At 42.8% G+C, this 16,569-nt stretch carries 20 protein-coding genes and 1 riboswitch; of the genes, 18 read left to right on the top strand and 2 right to left on the bottom strand.

The window, feature by feature from the left end; all coding sequences use genetic code 11:
* The first annotated feature begins 38 nt into the window (after positions 1-38).
* From ACTSEZ_RS08830 to ACTSEZ_RS08785, 10 genes are all read left to right on the top strand, one after another.
* On the top strand, positions 39-617 hold the full coding sequence (locus ACTSEZ_RS08830; protein ID WP_369733804.1) for a cob(I)yrinic acid a,c-diamide adenosyltransferase: 579 nt from the start codon (positions 39-41) through the stop codon (positions 615-617).
* 117 nt (positions 618-734) lie between these two features.
* On the top strand, positions 735-1,271 hold the full coding sequence (sigX, locus tag ACTSEZ_RS08825) for an RNA polymerase sigma factor SigX (RefSeq protein WP_369733803.1): 537 nt from the start codon (positions 735-737) through the stop codon (positions 1,269-1,271).
* The gene (locus ACTSEZ_RS08820) at positions 1,268-2,404 is read left to right on the top strand and encodes an RsiX family anti-sigma factor (RefSeq protein ID WP_369733802.1); all 1,137 of its coding nucleotides are present in this window, start codon (positions 1,268-1,270) and stop codon (positions 2,402-2,404) included. The genes sigX and ACTSEZ_RS08820 overlap by 4 nt, the downstream gene beginning before the upstream one ends.
* Positions 2,405-2,600: 196 nt before the next feature.
* A complete protein-coding gene (locus tag ACTSEZ_RS08815; protein WP_369733801.1) occupies positions 2,601-3,041 on the top strand; it encodes a group-specific protein in 441 nt (146 codons plus the stop codon).
* Positions 3,042-3,075: 34 nt separating this feature from the next.
* Positions 3,076-3,561 (top strand): hypothetical protein, encoded by a 486-nt coding sequence (locus ACTSEZ_RS08810; protein ID WP_369733800.1) that lies wholly within the window; start codon positions 3,076-3,078, stop codon positions 3,559-3,561.
* A 49-nt stretch (positions 3,562-3,610) separates the two neighbouring features.
* Entirely contained in the window at positions 3,611-3,799 is a 189-nt protein-coding gene (locus tag ACTSEZ_RS08805; RefSeq protein WP_369733799.1) for a hypothetical protein, read from the top strand.
* Positions 3,800-3,870: 71 nt separating this feature from the next.
* Positions 3,871-4,119, top strand: a complete 249-nt coding sequence (locus tag ACTSEZ_RS08800) for a hypothetical protein (RefSeq protein WP_369733798.1) — start codon at positions 3,871-3,873, stop codon at positions 4,117-4,119.
* A gap of 549 nt (positions 4,120-4,668) precedes the next feature.
* On the top strand, positions 4,669-5,517 hold the full coding sequence (locus tag ACTSEZ_RS08795; protein ID WP_369733797.1) for a M23 family metallopeptidase: 849 nt from the start codon (positions 4,669-4,671) through the stop codon (positions 5,515-5,517).
* A gap of 70 nt (positions 5,518-5,587) precedes the next feature.
* Positions 5,588-6,400: a histidinol-phosphatase gene (locus ACTSEZ_RS08790; RefSeq protein ID WP_369733796.1), complete on the top strand. Its 813-nt coding sequence runs from the start codon at positions 5,588-5,590 to the stop codon at positions 6,398-6,400.
* 141 nt (positions 6,401-6,541) lie between these two features.
* The gene (locus ACTSEZ_RS08785; protein WP_369733795.1) at positions 6,542-7,795 is read left to right on the top strand and encodes an ATP-binding protein; all 1,254 of its coding nucleotides are present in this window, start codon (positions 6,542-6,544) and stop codon (positions 7,793-7,795) included.
* 44 nt (positions 7,796-7,839) lie between these two features.
* On the opposite strand, the gene serA is transcribed toward ACTSEZ_RS08785, so the two are convergent.
* The gene (serA, locus tag ACTSEZ_RS08780) at positions 7,840-9,414 is read right to left on the bottom strand and encodes a phosphoglycerate dehydrogenase (RefSeq protein WP_369733794.1); all 1,575 of its coding nucleotides are present in this window, start codon (positions 9,412-9,414) and stop codon (positions 7,840-7,842) included.
* Positions 9,415-9,592: 178 nt separating this feature from the next.
* Positions 9,593-9,732, top strand: a riboswitch (FMN riboswitch).
* A gap of 152 nt (positions 9,733-9,884) precedes the next feature.
* Here serA and ACTSEZ_RS08775 point away from each other — a divergent pair.
* The gene (locus ACTSEZ_RS08775; protein WP_369733793.1) at positions 9,885-10,466 is read left to right on the top strand and encodes an ECF transporter S component; all 582 of its coding nucleotides are present in this window, start codon (positions 9,885-9,887) and stop codon (positions 10,464-10,466) included.
* 47 nt (positions 10,467-10,513) lie between these two features.
* Here the strand turns inward: ACTSEZ_RS08775 and ACTSEZ_RS08770 are convergent, their stop codons facing one another.
* Entirely contained in the window at positions 10,514-10,762 is a 249-nt protein-coding gene (locus ACTSEZ_RS08770; protein ID WP_029280187.1) for a ferredoxin, read from the bottom strand.
* A 287-nt stretch (positions 10,763-11,049) separates the two neighbouring features.
* Here ACTSEZ_RS08770 and ACTSEZ_RS08765 point away from each other — a divergent pair, with 287 nt between their 5' ends.
* The 7 genes from ACTSEZ_RS08765 (at position 11,050) to ACTSEZ_RS08735 (ending at position 16,551) form a co-directional block, all read left to right on the top strand.
* Positions 11,050-12,099, top strand: a complete 1,050-nt coding sequence (locus ACTSEZ_RS08765) for a YpbB family protein (protein WP_369733792.1) — start codon at positions 11,050-11,052, stop codon at positions 12,097-12,099.
* 9 nt (positions 12,100-12,108) lie between these two features.
* Positions 12,109-13,587 (top strand): RecQ family ATP-dependent DNA helicase, encoded by a 1,479-nt coding sequence (locus ACTSEZ_RS08760; protein WP_369733791.1) that lies wholly within the window; start codon positions 12,109-12,111, stop codon positions 13,585-13,587.
* Between the two features lie 4 nt (positions 13,588-13,591).
* Entirely contained in the window at positions 13,592-14,176 is a 585-nt protein-coding gene (locus ACTSEZ_RS08755; RefSeq protein WP_369733790.1) for a CPBP family intramembrane glutamic endopeptidase, read from the top strand.
* A gap of 4 nt (positions 14,177-14,180) precedes the next feature.
* Positions 14,181-14,846 (top strand): LysM peptidoglycan-binding domain-containing protein, encoded by a 666-nt coding sequence (locus ACTSEZ_RS08750; protein WP_369733789.1) that lies wholly within the window; start codon positions 14,181-14,183, stop codon positions 14,844-14,846.
* A gap of 109 nt (positions 14,847-14,955) precedes the next feature.
* Positions 14,956-15,414: a DUF2663 family protein gene (locus ACTSEZ_RS08745; protein WP_203287689.1), complete on the top strand. Its 459-nt coding sequence runs from the start codon at positions 14,956-14,958 to the stop codon at positions 15,412-15,414.
* A 69-nt stretch (positions 15,415-15,483) separates the two neighbouring features.
* The gene (locus ACTSEZ_RS08740) at positions 15,484-16,119 is read left to right on the top strand and encodes a CBS domain-containing protein (RefSeq protein WP_369733788.1); all 636 of its coding nucleotides are present in this window, start codon (positions 15,484-15,486) and stop codon (positions 16,117-16,119) included.
* A 42-nt stretch (positions 16,120-16,161) separates the two neighbouring features.
* A complete protein-coding gene (locus ACTSEZ_RS08735; RefSeq protein WP_369733787.1) occupies positions 16,162-16,551 on the top strand; it encodes a hypothetical protein in 390 nt (129 codons plus the stop codon).
* Positions 16,552-16,569: the final 18 nt, after the last annotated feature.

Genomic DNA, 16,569 nt, shown 5'->3' with positions numbered 1-16,569 from the left:
CAAGACAGTCTGAGAACAAAGGACAGGAGCTGCTGAATATGAATTTGTATACTAGAACCGGTGATAAAGGGAAAACAAGCATTATCGGGGGCCGGGTCGATAAGGATGATCTGAGGGTAGAGGCCTACGGAACAATCGATGAGGTAAACTCTTTTACCGGTCTTGCCATGACATGGATGAACGATGATACCCTAAAAGACATGAAGCAGGAATTTGAAAAAATCCAGCATGAACTTTTTGACTGCGGAAGCGATCTTGCTGTCATCCACGGCAAGCAAAAACATCCCTATAAAACAACTCCTGACATGATTGAGTTTCTTGAATCACGAATCGATGCGTACACAGCAGAAGCCCCTCCGCTCGAGCGATTCATTCTTCCTGGAGGGACAAAGGCGGCTGCTGCCATCCATGTGGCAAGGACCGTAGCAAGAAGGGCAGAGCGCTGTATTGTTTCGCTCAAAAAAGAAACGGAAATCAATGAGCATGTTTTAACATACATGAACAGACTTTCCGATTATTTCTTTGCGGCAGCTAGAGCGGCAAATGCCAGACTCGGTTCAAAAGATGTGGAGTATGAAAGAAGTGCCATCGTATTTACTAAAAAGAAAGAGTCATAATTTCTTTAAAAAGGAAGGCGGAAACTGCCTTCCTTTTTCTATGCAATCCCGATATAGTAAAAGATGTGTAACTTTTTATTCTTCATTCCGACTAATGTATTGATTGGAGGTTCGTTCATGGAAGAGGCCTTTCAGAGGATTTATGAAAAATATCACAGCGATCTTTTCCAGTTCTTATTTTATATGGTAAAGAATCGTGAACAGGCCGAGGACCTCGTTCAGGAAGTGTATATACGAATATTAAAATCACACAGCAGTTTTGAAGGACGGAGCAGTGAAAAAACCTGGATCCTCTCCATTGCAAGACATGTTGCGATTGATTTTTTCCGCAAACAGAAAACACTCAAACAGCGCATCTTTGAAGCATTTGACTGGGACCGTGAGCAAATACGGGATCATCAGCCGCTTCCGGAGGAGATTGCCGCTTTAAACGAAGAGATGCAGATGGTATACAGAACGCTTGATACATGCACGGTCGATCAGAAGGCCGTCATAATCTTAAGGTATATTCAGGGAATGTCCATTTCGGATACAGCAGAAGCCCTGGGATTTACAGAAAGCAAAGTGAAAACGACCCAGCACAGAGCGCTGAAAGCTTTGAAAAATAAATTGTCTGAACACTCGATCAGGAAGGAGGGAATAGTAAAGGGATGAATCAATCAAAATGGAACGATGAGCAGATTACAGATAAGCTTCAAGCAATGCCGGATATCAAAGATCGGCGCTCGCAGCAGCAAATATACACCCGTTTGCAGGAACGTATGCACAAAAAGCAAGTTCAGTGGAAAACACCGGCTTTTGCAAGCATTGCCGCACTTTTTATTCTTTTAATCCTTTCACCCTTTTTCCTTCAGAACTTCCAGATGAGTGATAGCAGGTCTGAATCAAGTGCGGATAAAGCAGTTGAAAGCGGCCAGGCGCCGGAAGAGAACGCAGACATGAAATTAGAAGCAAAGTCTGCACCAGAGCCTGAGAAAAAGTCATTTGTAGCAAGAACAAATGACAATCAGACGATTGTAACGGTTGCCTATCCAGATCTTCAGGTGCAAAATACGATACCGCTCAGTTTTCAGTTCGATTCCTCTGACTCGTACATGACTCTTTTTGAAACGGCATTGTCTTCATTTGACCCGGAAATCTCCGGGCTTAGTCCTTCTGCACTCTCAGGAACAAAGCTCTCCTATGAAACAGGAGAAGAGCGGATGTCTGTTGACATAAAAGGCAATGCCTATGCGGCATCCAGCTCTGAAACGGAAAACAGACTCTTTACAGAAGGTCTGGAAGAGTCTTTCCGCTGGCAGGATGCCTCTCAGGCTGACTATTATACCGGCAGCGAAAAAGGAGCAGAAATCGGAGCGTATGGCTTTCAGGATAAGCTGACATTCACAAAGTTCAAGAAGAAAGCCTATTTTCTGTATCAAGAAAGCCTCGATTCCCCTAAATTCCTGGCTCCTTCCCTTCTACCCTTTAACAAGCTGACAGATGCACTGACTGCTATGAAGGAAAAAGGGACTCTCGGATTAAAACCAGTAATCGAAAAAACAGTTATCATTGATGAAGTAAAAGAAACAGATAAAGAAGTAACCATTGAATTTACAGACGCCTCAACAATAGATGATAACGAAACAGATACACTGATGCTTGAAGCAATTTTGATGACCGCCAAAGATTTTGGCTATGAAAGTGTAAAATTCGAAGGAATTGAAGCCGGCAGAATTGGTGAAATGGACGTAACACAGGCCGTGCCCGTTCCGTTCTCGCCAAATCCCGTTGATCTTGAGGAATAGCCGGAAAAACCCGCAGCATGATGCTTGCGGGTTTTTTGCCGTTGAGAAAAGATGGTAGAGGAGGGGGGGAGTCTTTATATATAGATTTAGAATTACCTGTCTAGTAGACGGAATATTTATGGTACTATTGTAAATATTAGGTATTTAATTAAAAGGCAGACTTGTTGAATAAATGTAATAGCAAAGGAGGAGAAGAATGAAGTTTTATGTTGCGTCTAGTTTTAAAAATATAGATAAGGTTAGACAGGTTAGTAATCAGTTAAAAAGTAGAGGTTATATACAAACATATGATTGGACTGAAAATGAAAAAGCTTCCACATTTGAAGACCTAAAACTAATTGGTCGTCAAGAAAAGATTGCTGTGGCGGAAGCTGATTTGATCGTTGTATTATTACCAGCTGGAAAAGGAAGTCACATTGAGTTTGGAATAGCTTTGGGACTTAATAAAAGAATTATTCTATATTCATCCAACGATGAGGTTAATAAATTTGCAACCACAAGCACTTTTTATCACCTAAGAGAGGTTGAAACTTTTATCGGTCCTTTAGATGAGTTAGTTGAATTTATAATTACAAATGAAGATAGGATCCTCAATTATAGGGGGCAATTGTTGCACAATGAAATCTCATTTTCATAATAAGGAATTGGGCGTGGTGTGGGGGTTGGGATAAATGAAGAAATCAATTTTAATTTTAGCTCTAAGCATAATAATAGTATTTATTGGACTTTATTCTTTTTTCAAAATCAATTCTCCATTGGAAAGTGGTACAGTTGCTTCAACAGTAGATAATAAAGCAGTTGTTGTTGCAATAGGGAATAAAGGGTTTGGAAAGCTGAAGATTAATGAAGTTCTAGTAAATAATTACAATGAACCTATAAAGCTTAAAATACAGGCCACGAATCCCCTTAAAGGTTTTGTCATATCTAATACATTTGATGAAAAGGAATTTGGCATTAGTAATATTGATACTATCTACATTGAGTCCGACACATCTCCAATAACCCAACTAGAAAAGATGAATGATGGAACGGCAACTAAAAATGATAAAAGTTATGGAATAAGTGTTGTACATAATGAACCCATAGAAAGATTGCATATAACATATAGTTACTTTGGATTGCAGTTTGAAGAAACGGTATCGGTTAACAATCCTTAAGAAAAGTTCAAAGGTACCTCTAATTCTAAGATCTGAATAGGAGATTTTTATGGAAAAGTTAAAATTGAAATTAAATATTCCTCAAACAATTCTTATGTCCTTTCTTGCTGCCACAGTCATTACTGCCGCAAATTTTCTTATAGACTGGGACAATAGAATATACGCCGGAATTTTTGCTGGATTGACTATTATTGTATGCGGAATTCTAGCCAATTTCATGTTTAGGAACAAGGAGTGAACTTACCTTATTGAAAATGGGGCTATCGGTTAAATGGAATCGATGCTTAAATAGGTGGAGGTGATTCTGCTATGAGTATAATCAATAAGAAATTTCTTATTCTCATTGCACTGATTCTAACGGTTTTAATAGCTTTTATACCTAACATTGGATACTGGAATGAAGGCACTTATAGATTCTTTGGGATACGTGTTCAATGGCTGGGCTACTATGGTGATGGTCAATTTAGTTTTGAAATATGGGGACTTCTTTTGAATGTATTTATTATATATCTCGTTCTCTTTGGTTTATTGAAGTTGTTTAAGAGAAAATCTTTATAAAAAATTAACGAAAAAAATGGATTGCTATAGTCCATTTAAAGCATTAAATTTATTCCGTTTTAGGGTTTCCTTCCTGCAGCAGAATCACCACTCTCCAGTGAACTGAAGCGGAAGGCACTTGACTCCTTGTCCAGCTGCAGCGCTCAGGCTCCTCTGTCAGAACAAAATCCCCCAAAAAGGCGGGACCCGTACTTTTCGGATGATTTCTTATCTGACTGCCGGAGCAAAACGGACGCTTCCGCATTTCTAAGGGATGAAGAGGGCACGGGAGACCCCGCAAACGGAGTGAGAAGGCTCCCGGGGCTCCCCGCGGAAAGCAAGTGACTGGAGCGCAAGGGAACGGGTATACCTTCAAACCAAAAATCCCCACAAAGTCAGGCTTCCATTAAAAATTAGAGAAGAATAATTAGGCCTTATCTAAAAGGATGCTGTAAGAATAACCCTCATCCAAAACCCCCTCTTCACACAATTTTAACGTATGAATTGGCAAAGTCTGCATAATACTAGTATTGGTCATTTTTTGACAAATGAACAAACTAGGGGGAACTCATGTTAGATTTGCTGAGAAGGTTATCCATTGCTCTGATTGTCGGAATATGCGTTATGTTGCTCTTTGTCGGAGGCACACTCGCAAAAGCAGAAAGTCCAGCTGAAGACAAAAGCTGGATTCATCCCGTCAAGGGCACAATAACAGACACATTTGGAACAAGAAGCGGAAAACATAAAGGAATTGATATTGCAGCACCTGAAGGAACGGCCATTTCCGCTGTACAGTCAGGAACAGTGACAAAATCCTATCTTTCGAATACATATGGCCATGTCGTTTTTATTTCTCACCCTGAAGGATATGAAACGGTCTATGCCCATTTGAGCAAAAGGACCGTTTCAGAAGGTGAACAAGTAGCAAGGGGCCAAAAAATCGGTGTGATCGGCAACACGGGTGTATCCAGAGGGACTCACCTGCATTTTGAAGTACATAAAGGAAAATGGACATACGACAAAAAACAGGCTGTTGATCCATTTATCATGGTGGCAGCCCAATCTATAGAAGCCGTTCCCGCGACGGCACAGCCTGCTGCTGAAGATGGATCTGTCACTGTCCAAAAAGGGGACACGCTGTGGGGGATTGCCAAAAGAAATGGACTGAGCATAGATGGACTGAAGAAAATAAACGGCCTTGTATCTGACCGTCTATACGCAGGACAGAAGCTGATGATTGAGCAAAGAACGGCCTCCGTTAGCCAGTACACCGTTAAAAAAGGGGACACCCTCTTTTCGATAGCAGAACAGCTACAAATAACTGTTCAGCAGCTGAAGCGAGAAAATGACCTGTCATCTGAAGCTATTTTTCCTGACCAAATGCTGAAAATTACTCAATCTTCAGTTTCCTCTAAATAAACTGAAAATGCATTGTCACACTTTCCAAAAAGCGATATAATAGGACAAAACTTCGCAGGGGGAGCAGACAATGCGCACCGACTATCACAATCATCTCGAAAGAGGCACTCTGACACTTGATTATTTAAAGGAATTTACAGATGAAGCTGCCGCAAAAGGCATACAGCATTTCGGAATTTCCGAGCATGCCTATCATTTTTATCAGACAAAAAACATTCTGAGCAACCCATGGGTAGACGAGAGGCGCTACTATGATATGAAGGATTACGTGTCACTTTTTCACGAGGCATGGAATCAGGGAATTGATGTGAAAATGTCGATTGAAATGGACTATACACCAGGCAGGCATGCTGAAATGAAATCGTTTATTGATACATATGATTTTGATTATGTTATCGGTTCCATACACTGGGTGGATGACTTTGGAATTGACCTGAAGGAATATTTGCATGAATGGGACAAGCGTGATGTAAAAGAAGTGTATGAGCATTATTTCAATCAGGTCGTAACCCTTGCCCAGTCGAATCTGTTTGATATCGTCGGCCACCTGGATCTTGTCAAAATTTTTAAATACGTCCCGGATGACGAAGAGTTTCTAATGAAGCAGTATGACCGGGCGACAGATGCTCTTGCCCAGTCCAAGACATGCGTTGAGATCAGCACTGCAGGGCTCAGAAAGCCTGTCGGCGAACTGTATCCTGATGAAAGGCTTTTAAAGCTGTGCCATCAAAAGCAAATTCCAATCGTCCTGTCTTCGGATGCACATGTCCCGGGTGATGTCGGTGCCGATTATGACCAGGCTGTGGCTCTTGCAAAGAGAGTTGGCTACACATCGCTGATGACATTTTCAAAAGGCGAGCGCAAAGAAGTTCCAATAGATTGAAGTAGGAGACTGCAGGCTGATGCCCGCGGTCTTTTTTATTTGAAAGAACATGTCTGTTTTAAAAATTTCTGCCGATGCCTATCCCTTTTCCCGGATTTAGTAGTAAAATGGAAGTCTACATCTTATTTTCGGGAGACATACATGTCAAAAATGAAAAAGGTTCTATATTTCTATGTTTTACTAAGCATCGTGTGGGTATTTGGCACAGACCATTTGATTGCACTGCTTGATTATGACATATACACATTTATTGCAATTTCAAAAATAAAAGCAGTTTTCTTCATTGTCGCGACGTTTATTTTTATAAAATACCTGATCAGCAAAAATGAACAGTTTCAAGAGCTTGAGCGGGAAAAAGAAAAGCTGCTGTCGCTTATAAATTCTATGGTGGACTTTGTAAACTTTAAAGACGGTGAGGGCCGGTGGATTGAGGTAAATACGTTCGGGCTGAATCTGTTTGACCTGCAGGGAGTGGATTACAAGGGGAAGCGGGACAGGGATCTTGCTGAATACACGGAATTCTACAGAGAGGCACTGCTTTATTGCGAGGAATCGGACGAGCAGACCTGGATGAGCGGATCTGTCAGCAGGAGTGAAGAACAGATCCCGCAGCCGGATGGAAACTTTAAAACGTTTGATACGATTAAGGTTCCGCTGTTCAATGAAGACGGCTCGAGAAAGGCCCTTGTCGTGATCGGACGGGACATCACCCAGATGAAAGAAGCGGAGGACCGTCTTCAAAAAGCTGAAAAACTGAGTGTTGTCGGAGGTCTTGCCGCAAGCGTCGCCCACGAGATAAGAAATCCGCTCACCTCTTTAAAAGGGTTTGTTCAGCTGATGAACAAAAACGACAGTGTGAATAAAATGTATTATGAGATTATGGAAAATGAGCTTGACCGGATCAATGAGATTGTCGGAGAGCTGCTTGTGCTGGCAAAGCCCCAGAACATCTGCTTTACGAAAACAAATGTTAGCAAGCTGATGTGCAATGTCATTTCGCTGCTAGAATCACAGGCGAATATGTACGGGGTGAATATTGTGTTTCAGTCAGACGCGGGGATGAAGGAAATTGACTGCGAACCGAATCAGCTGAAGCAGGTTTTTATCAATATTATAAAAAACTCTATTGAAGCAGGATCAAAAACGATTTCCATCTCTCTTTTTGAAGAAGGCGGATCAGCGCGCATCATGATTGAAGATGACGGGGAAGGCATGGAAGAGGAGAGGCTGAAACGCCTTGGAGAGCCGTTTTATTCCGTGAAAGAAAAAGGAACAGGGCTCGGCCTTACGGTCAGCTACAGAATCATCCAGTCGCATGGCGGCACCATCACGTATTCAAGCAAGGTGGGAGAGGGCACTAAAGTTGTCATTGATCTGCCTGTAAAAAGAACGTAAAACGAGCAAGCAGATGATCTGCTTGCTCGTTTTTTCTTATTCCCTTAAAGCTCAATAGGTTTTATGGATACAATGTCGTCGATGTCAGAAAGGGTTTTAATAAGGGAATCATCAAGCTTGCGGTCGAATGACAGCATCATGATGGCTTCTCCGCCTGCATTTTTCCGTCCTACCTGCATCGTTGCGATATTGACTTCATGATCTCCTAGAATTCTTCCGACACGTCCGATGACTCCTGGCTTATCTGTATGCTGAATATAAATAAGATGACCTGCGGGATAAAAATCAATGTTAAAGGAATTGATGCCGACAATGCGTTCGCCGTAATGCGGAACATGTGTGCCTTTTATTTCAAAAGTAGTCTGGTCTCCGTGAATGGACACCGTAATACAGTTTTCGTAACCTGACTGATTCGAAGTGATTTTTTCGCTGAAGCTGATGCCGCGCTCTTTGGCGATCATCCCTGCGTTTACTTCGTTGACATTTGATGCAACGCGGGGAGTGAGGAATCCTGCAATCAGGCTTTTTGTCACAAACGACGTTTCAAGCTCTACAACAGAACCTTCGTATGTAATGGAAATATCATGTACAGGCTCTTTCATGCATTGTGAAACGATATTGCCCATATTCTTTGCGAGCCTGTAAAATGGCTGGATTTTTTCGAATACTTCCTTTGTCAGAGCAGGCAGGTTTACAGAAGTTGTGACGATCTTTCCATCTAGGAAGTCGAGAACATCCTGTGCAACCTGAGCGGCTACATTCAACTGGGCTTCTTTTGTTGAGGCCCCTAAATGCGGTGTGGCAATCACATTGTCAAATTTCAGAAGCGGATGATTTTCCGGCGGCTCTGTTTCGAATACATCCAGGGCAACACCGGCAATATGGCCGTTTTCAAGATAAGGGATGATTGCTTTCTCGTCTATAATTCCGCCACGTGCACAATTGAGCAAATAAACGCCTTTTTTTGTTTTCGGCAGTGATTCAGCACCGATCAGGCCTCTTGTCTCTTTAGTAAGCGGTGTATGTACGGTGATAATGTCCGCCTGTGTCAAAACTTCATCCAATGTGGCGCTTTTAACAGATATTTTGGCTGCGCGGTCGCGGGTTAAAAACGGATCAAATACGATCACATTTACCCCGAAGGCCTGTGCTCGCTTGGCAATTTCAGTTCCGATTCTTCCAAGTCCCACGATACCGAGCGTTTTGCCGTAAAGCTCCGTCCCGACAAATGCATTCCGGTTCCATTCATTGGATTTAACAGATACAGTTGCCTGAGGAATATGGCGAAGGAGAGATGTCATCATGGCAAAAGTATGTTCTGCTGTCGAGATGGTATTTCCGTCAGGTGCATTAATGACGACAACACCGTGCTTTGTAGCAGCATCAAGATCAATGTTATCGATTCCAACACCGGCCCTGGCAATAATTTTAAGAGAGGTCATTTTTCCAATCAGTTCGTCTGTTACTTTTGTGGCACTGCGCACCAGTAAAGCATGAAATGTATGAAGGTCATCTTCTGCTTCGGCGGCTTTTTTCTGGACAACTTCGACGTGTTCTGCTTCGAGTAAAGGCTGCAGACCGTCTGCACTCATTGAATCTGAAACAAGAATTCGGTACATGTTTATCCCCCTAAGTACATCTAGTAAATATCAGATAATTTATCATATTACGATTATTGTGTCAATAACATTAACGCGGTACAACGATAAAGACATTTGCTGGAAGATGTTTCGCAAGCAAATGTATTCACAAATTGAAACAGATGCAGTATACTTATCTCGAAAACAAAATAACATGATCTATCTTCGGGGCAGGGTGAAATTCCCGACCGGCGGTAAGGAAAGAGTTATTTCCAAAGCCCGCGAGCCGTCCTTGTGATGGCAGGATCTGGTGAGATTCCAGAGCCGACAGTAAAGTCTGGATGGGAGAAGATGGAGGTTCTGGCGTTTAAAATGAAAATTTTAACCGTTTATTTGACCTTGACTAAATTCTCCCCATAGTGATTTTTTCACTTGGGGTTTTTATTTTTCAGGGAAAAACAGAACGTTTCCTTTCTTTCCGGATGGATCGAAAAAGGAGAGAAGCAGCAATGCAGCAAAGTAAAGTCAAAAAGCAGGTATCGATTGCGATGCTTGCCAGTGTAGGTTTTGTTTTAATGATTTTTAATTTCCCGATTGGTTTTTCAAGCTTTCTGGAGCTTGATTTTGGGGACGTGCCGGCCATTATTGCAGCCATTCTTTACGGACCTGGCGCAGGGATTATGGTCGAGGCGCTGAAGAACATTCTTCACTATATCATTATGGGAAATGCTGCGGGAGTACCTGTAGGGCAGCTCGCAAACTTCACTGCGGGAGTTCTTTATATTCTTCCGGCATCCTATCTGTACAGAAGAATGAACAGCATGAAAGGTCTTGCAATCGGTCTTTCAGCAGGAACAGTCCTCATGGCAGGTGCTATGAGTGTCCTGAACTATTACTTGTTTATTCCTGCCTACACGTGGTTCCTGAACGCGCCGGCAATGGCAGCGCCTGAGCTTAAAGCACTGATTGTAAGTGGTATTCTGCCATTTAACTTAATTAAAGGAATTGTGATGGGCTTTGTGTTTATGGCGATTTTCGCCAAGCTGAAAACATGGGTTCATGCTCAAAATGACTATAAACGGGCTGCTTAAGCCCATTAAAAAACCCTCCGCAGATGCGGAGGGTTTTTCGTATTATGCTATTCAAATTTCAATGCGTCGCCGTCAAATGACTCGTCAGCAATTTTAATGGAGTCAGTCGGGCAGCCCTCATATGCATCCATCATGTCTTCTTCAAGAATTTCAGGAACTTCAACAATTCCCTGGTTATCATCAAGGGTTACAAATGCAATCCCCTCATCATCATAATCATAAATGTCCGGTGCAGCAGCTCCGCAAGCACCGCAAGCAATGCACGTATCTTTGTCAACAATTGTATACTTTGCCATCAAAAAAACCTCCTCTGAATTGGTTACACTCTATGATATGGTACTGTCATTCATTTGTCAGTGCATAAGAAATGAAAGTCTGAACGAGTGCGTACCTCTTTATATTTATACATTGTAAATCTGTTTATAAAACTTTTCAATAGTAAAGTACATTGAGAATGCTTATCATATAAGGGTTTCTAGTATATAAGGTACCCTTTGAACGCAACTTTAAACGCCTTTTTTTATACAGAATCTGTTACAATGAACATATATCGAATCGTGTCAAAAAGTGCAGGGTGATGACCATGACAGATCCTTATATGGAGTGTATTTACTTGGAATGCCTTGATGGGTTCAGAGGCGAACGGACTGCATCTGCGGTCTTTCATCTGCTGAAAGGAAAAAAATCTTCCCAGACCATTCAGGACAGCAAACTTTTCGGTCTGTCCCGCCTCTTCGGAATGTTTCCCGATCTTTCAAGGAAAGAATTTGATGCAGCCATTGGAGGACTTGTAAAGAAAGGGTGGCTGCTTCCCGGTGAAGGCGATGTCTGCAGGACGAATCCTGATGCCGTCATTCATAAAGAAAAGATGTTAAAAGAAAAGCCGCTTCCGGAAGACTTGGACGGCGCTATTTATTCCCAGGCAGGTGTACATTTCTGGAAGCGGACCGTCCTTCTAGTACAGGTGCTTTCTCATGCAGCAGCCGGGAGCGCGCGCTATCTGCCTGTGATAAAAGACGAAAAAGTGCAGCGATGGGTGAAATCCTATCTTAAAGGGATGCCATTCTCAAAAGAAGAGCTTGCCTTCAGCATGTATCAGGAGATGCAGGCATTTCTGAAGCAGGCTGACAATACAGCGGCCGCTGTGTGGGTGTATCAATTAAGTTCCAAAAGCAGAATCGGCTTTACCTACCAGCAGCTTGCCGAGAAGTTTAATGACGATGAAGTTTACATCAGGCTCAAGTTCTGGGGACTTGTTCACCGTTTTTTAAAGGAATCAACGAAAAATGTTCACGCCTATCCGATCCTGCATGCCGTTTCAAAAGATTTGACAAAAAGCGATTCTCTGACTGAATCTGCTTCCAAAACACTTCATTTGATCCGCTCAGGGAAGTCGGTTAAAACGATTTCTGACATCAGGCGTTTAAAAAGAAGCACGATAGAAGACCACATTGTCGAGATCTCATTAAATGACCCAGGTTTTGATATCTCAATGTTTCTTGAAGAAGAGGGGCTTGCTCTGATTACACGCAAGATTCATGAACTGAATACCCATCAGCTGAGAATCGTAAAAGAGGCTTTAGATGACCGGTTCAGCTATTTTCAGATCAGGCTTGCCTATACAAGAACCTAGGAGGATGCTATGAACGTTCAGCAGGCATTGTCCCGCTATTTTGGATATAATCACTTTCGGGAAGGGCAGGAAAATATCGTACGGGATGTGCTCTCAGTCCGGGATGTCCTTGCCATGCTTCCGACCGGCGGGGGAAAGTCGCTGTGCTATCAGCTCCCGGGCTATCTTCTTGAGGGGACCGTTCTGATTATTTCCCCCCTGCTCTCTCTTATGGAAGACCAGGTGCAGCAAATCCGCCTGCGGGGTGAAAAAAGAGTGATTGGTCTAAATGGCTCTCTTCCATATCTTGAAAGGCAGAGGGCTCTTTCTCATTTAAATCAGTACAGGTTTATTTTTGCTTCACCGGAAATCCTTCAGTCTGAAGCGGTTCTTTCCGCGCTAACTGAAGTCAAAATATCCTTATTTGCTGTCGATGAAGCACACTGCATCTCCCAGTGGGGCCATGATTTCAGACCGGACTACTCGAAATTGGGCGAACTTAGAGAACGCCTCGGAAATCCCCCTTGTCTTGCCCTGACGGCGACGGCAACAAAAGAGGTTTTAGCAGACATTGAACAATCACTGAACATGAAAGAACCAATCAGGCACGTCTATTCAGTGAACAGAAGAAACATCAGCATCAAAATTGAGGAATACTCTTCTCTGGAAGATAAACTTCAGCGGGTTCTTCAGCTGGTGCGGACCCTTGAGGGACCCGGAATTATTTATTGTGCAAGCAGAAAGTGGACAGAAAGCATTTCGCTGTTTTTACAGACTGAAGGCATTAAAAACACTGCTTTCTATCACGGAGGCATGGAACCGGAACAGCGGACGCTGATTCAGCATCAGTTTTTATACGGACAGCTGGTTGCTGTATGCTGTACGAACGCATTCGGGATGGGAGTGAACAAAGCGGATGTGCGGTATGTGATTCATTTTCATTTTCCGGCTCAAATGGAATCCTATGTTCAGGAAATCGGCAGGGCGGGAAGAGACGGGCTGCCAAGTGCTGCAGTCGCACTGATTGGAAAAGGAGACCGCGATCTCCCTCTTTCCATGATCGATTCTGAGTTTTGCACCTACAGCCAGCTCCACGAATGCATGTATGCCATGTCATCCGGAATGGCCCCCGAAGATGCGTTTAACAGGGCGGGAATCAATGAAATTCAGGGCAGGTTTATCCTTCATCATTTACCATCATTTGAAAATGGGATTCACGGTGCTGAACAGAAAGCTGTCGACTGGATTTTTTCCCGCATTGAAAACCGGCGCCGATTGAAACTGGAAAAGCTTGAAGGCGTCTTGCACTGGCTGTCTTCACCGGAGTGCAGAAGAAAAGGGATACTGGCATACTTCGGGGAAGAAACGTTTCAAAAACAGGAACTCTGCTGTGACAGATGCGGTGTGAGCCTGTCTTTTCTGAATCAGGAACAGTCAAAGAAAAGGACGGATGACCAGCTGCCTGACTGGGAAACAGAATTAAAGGCTGTATTTGGCCAGAACGAGTGATAGCATGGTAAAGCGTCAAAATGATCTTGTTAAAAGCATGAGTGACAGTCAGCTGCTGAAGCAGCTTTACTTTACTCAAATTTTACTACTTACAATTTCCGCTGTTTTGAGTATGATATTATTTAACGGCGTGTCAGATTTTGCGGGCTTGTGGAAGCCTGACACCGGCCAGATTCTCCTAATTGGGGGACTGACAGCAGGAGCTGTTCTTATATTTGACTGGATCATCATGAAGACGATGCCTGAAGATATGTATGATGACGGCGGAATCAATGAAAAAATGTTCAGGAACCGCTCTGTTCCCCACATCATTTTTCTGTGCCTGCTGATTTCTTTTACAGAAGAAGTGCTCTTCAGAGGAATTCTGCAGACACATTTCGGGTTTTGGGCAGCGAGCCTCATTTTTGCAGTGCTCCATTTCAGATACTTGTCTAAATGGCTGCTTTTTTGCATGGTGGTGCTGATCAGCCTGCTGCTCGGATACGTGTATGAGCAGACTGGGAACTTATTTGTAACGGTATTTGCCCATTTTTTAATAGATTTAGTGTTTGCCATTCAAATTCGCTTGAATCACATAAGACGGAGGTGACAAGATGAGCAGAATGGAAAGAGCGGCTTTAGCCAAAAAAGCAAAAATTGAAGACGTGAAATCCCGGACCGGGAGCTACCCTTCACGAAGCGAGATTCACAAAAAGAAAGAGAAAAAAAAGTCACCCTATAAATATCCGGCAGTCAGTTTGCTTGCCATTTTCTTTTTTCTTCTTCCCATCGGGTTTTACTACACCATTTCGTATTTTGATGAACGCAGCAAAACGGTTGATGGCGAGAACATTTCTGATTATGAAGACGTGCTGATAAAATACGGCGATGATGAAGAGCAGGAAACAGAGGATCAATCAAGTCTGGCCCCTGATGAAAGCGATTCTGCTGCCGGCTCAGAGGATCAAACCGAAAAAACAGATACAATGACAGCCTCCGCAGATCTTTCTGCCGGCACAGACCTTCAGGAGAAAGAGCCTGATAAAAAGCCGGAACCTCAGCCAAAAAAAGAGCCAAAGCCGGAGCCGGCAGCCGCAGCTGAGCCAAATGAGAAGTACAGGATTGTGGAACATACCGTTGGACCTGAGGATAACCTGTACCGCATATCCGTTAAATACTACGGGGGACGATCTGGAGAAGACCTGATTAAACAATGGAATCAATTAAGCGGTGACAGTGTGTTCGAAGGACAAGTCCTGAAAATACCGCTTAAACAGTAAAACGCATGCAGAAAAACGCATGTGTTTTTTTGTACATGCATTTCATAAGGAGGCGGACAACATCATATAGTTTAATAGACAATTTGTTCGATCGGGAGATGTGATGCATGTGGAAAAGCAAATACTGGAGCTTGGCGGGTCGACAGATCAGGCAACAAGGGAAATGCTGCAGAGCGTGCTGAATAAAAAAAGAAAGTACGACCGGTATAAAAAGAACTGTTTTAAATGGCAGATGTTTACACTATTTGGCGGTTTAGTGTATTTCCTGTATTTTTATCAGTTTATTGTCGTACCCAATGGAAGCAATATCGGGTATATGCTTGGAGAGCTGGTCGGCAGCGTTCTGCATTTTTTCATCGTGCTGCTGCTTGGGTCAGGCTATGCAACAGCCCGTTATTATAAGAAAAAAGAAGAAAAATATGAAAAGGAATACCACGGCCTCCGCACAGAAATCATCCGCAAAAGTTCAGAGCTATGGCCGCAGCCGTATCATTGGAAAAAAAGAGGAGAGGTTTATGACATGATGAAGAAGCACTATGACATCAATCTTTATTTTGAAAGCAAATAATTGCATGAATCATAAAGGAATTTGACAGATAAAAGCGAATGTATGCTAAAACGTTAATGGGGTGATGCGATGTTTGTCAAAAGCACAATGATACCGAAAAACCGGACGGTACATGCAGAAGCAGGCGATTCATTAAAAACAGTCCTTGAAAAATTGGAGCATCATAAGATTGATGGTGTTCCTGTCCTAAAAGGGGCAGCATACATAGGCATTGTTACGAGATTTCATCTGTATGAAGAGTTTTTTCAGTCAGAATTGAAAAAAGAAGCCTTTCTTACTGAAAAAAAGGCTGAGGACATTGCTGTACACACTGACGTTTATCTTGAAGGCGAAGAAATTTTTGAAAATACGCTCCTGCAGCTGAAGGATTATCCCCTGATTGCTGTAGTCGGCGAGGGAAAAGAATTCCTCGGAATCGTGACGCGTTATGATGTGCTTGAACAATTTCAAAGTGCTTTTGGAATGAACAAAAAGGGTGTAAGAATTGCTTTTACATCTGTGGAAACAGAAGGCAGGATTGCGAGGCTGACTGAACTTGCGAGACAATTTCATGAAGATATTATTTCTCTGGTTACGTTTGATGAAACAGAGAGCATGGTCAGAAGAATCGTCATGAAAATTGAGAAAAAGGACAATATAGACAGGTTCATTGAACGAATTGAAAAAGCCGGCTTCCGGATACTGGACATTCACGAAGATGAATAAAGCTCCCTTTCCTGCATATAAAGATGTGGGGGAGGGGTTTTTTTGTTCAGTATGCTGCTGCGCCTTATCGCAGGCTTTGCTGCCGGGAGTGTGTCCTGCTTTTTTCTTCCGGTTCGGCTGCCTTTTCATTTTCCTGAATTCATTATGGGGCTTGCCCTGTTTCCGGGCAGATCCTTTTTGGGCATGGTTTTTTTTACGGTCTCCTTTATTCTTCACGCATCCTTGCTTAAAGAAGCTGTTATGAATGGAAGGAAGCTAGTAAAAAAAGAAAGAAATGTCTTCAAATCGGCAGTTTCCTTGTGTGTTTTTTTGAATTTTGCCCTATTAGCCCAAATTGGCATCTGGCAAACAGCCGGAATAGCCTTTGTTAGCGCCATCTACAGTCTCTCTTCCTATTTCCTGCACAGACAGCACCCGAAAAGAGCGCATTGAAAGAAACCTGCCCCTTTA

The sequence above is a fragment of the Metabacillus mesotrionivorans genome, assembly GCF_052171315.1.
Classification (GTDB): domain Bacteria; phylum Bacillota; class Bacilli; order Bacillales; family Bacillaceae; genus Bacillus_P.
The sequence above is the reverse complement of the archived record's forward strand: the minus strand, read 5'-3'. Positions and strand labels throughout refer to the sequence as shown.

What these genes read in the sequence shown, in the direction of transcription:
- ACTSEZ_RS08750 (WP_369733789.1), top strand. Translation starts at nt 14,181, where the DNA reads ATGAGCAGAATGGAAAGAGCGGCTTTAGCCAAAAAAGCAAAAATTGAA.
- ACTSEZ_RS08795 (WP_369733797.1), top strand. Translation starts at nt 4,669, where the DNA reads ATGTTAGATTTGCTGAGAAGGTTATCCATTGCTCTGATTGTCGGAATA.
- ACTSEZ_RS08775 (WP_369733793.1), top strand. Translation starts at nt 9,885, where the DNA reads ATGCAGCAAAGTAAAGTCAAAAAGCAGGTATCGATTGCGATGCTTGCC.
- ACTSEZ_RS08800 (WP_369733798.1), top strand. Translation starts at nt 3,871, where the DNA reads ATGAGTATAATCAATAAGAAATTTCTTATTCTCATTGCACTGATTCTA.
- sigX (WP_369733803.1), top strand. Translation starts at nt 735, where the DNA reads ATGGAAGAGGCCTTTCAGAGGATTTATGAAAAATATCACAGCGATCTT.
- ACTSEZ_RS08790 (WP_369733796.1), top strand. Translation starts at nt 5,588, where the DNA reads ATGCGCACCGACTATCACAATCATCTCGAAAGAGGCACTCTGACACTT.
- ACTSEZ_RS08760 (WP_369733791.1), top strand. Translation starts at nt 12,109, where the DNA reads ATGAACGTTCAGCAGGCATTGTCCCGCTATTTTGGATATAATCACTTT.
- ACTSEZ_RS08805 (WP_369733799.1), top strand. Translation starts at nt 3,611, where the DNA reads ATGGAAAAGTTAAAATTGAAATTAAATATTCCTCAAACAATTCTTATG.
- ACTSEZ_RS08830 (WP_369733804.1), top strand. Translation starts at nt 39, where the DNA reads ATGAATTTGTATACTAGAACCGGTGATAAAGGGAAAACAAGCATTATC.
- ACTSEZ_RS08755 (WP_369733790.1), top strand. Translation starts at nt 13,592, where the DNA reads ATGGTAAAGCGTCAAAATGATCTTGTTAAAAGCATGAGTGACAGTCAG.
- ACTSEZ_RS08815 (WP_369733801.1), top strand. Translation starts at nt 2,601, where the DNA reads ATGAAGTTTTATGTTGCGTCTAGTTTTAAAAATATAGATAAGGTTAGA.
- ACTSEZ_RS08810 (WP_369733800.1), top strand. Translation starts at nt 3,076, where the DNA reads ATGAAGAAATCAATTTTAATTTTAGCTCTAAGCATAATAATAGTATTT.
- ACTSEZ_RS08785 (WP_369733795.1), top strand. Translation starts at nt 6,542, where the DNA reads ATGTCAAAAATGAAAAAGGTTCTATATTTCTATGTTTTACTAAGCATC.
- ACTSEZ_RS08740 (WP_369733788.1), top strand. Translation starts at nt 15,484, where the DNA reads ATGTTTGTCAAAAGCACAATGATACCGAAAAACCGGACGGTACATGCA.
- ACTSEZ_RS08765 (WP_369733792.1), top strand. Translation starts at nt 11,050, where the DNA reads ATGACAGATCCTTATATGGAGTGTATTTACTTGGAATGCCTTGATGGG.
- ACTSEZ_RS08770 (WP_029280187.1), bottom strand. Translation starts at nt 10,762, where the DNA reads ATGGCAAAGTATACAATTGTTGACAAAGATACGTGCATTGCTTGCGGT.
- ACTSEZ_RS08820 (WP_369733802.1), top strand. Translation starts at nt 1,268, where the DNA reads ATGAATCAATCAAAATGGAACGATGAGCAGATTACAGATAAGCTTCAA.
- serA (WP_369733794.1), bottom strand. Translation starts at nt 9,414, where the DNA reads ATGTACCGAATTCTTGTTTCAGATTCAATGAGTGCAGACGGTCTGCAG.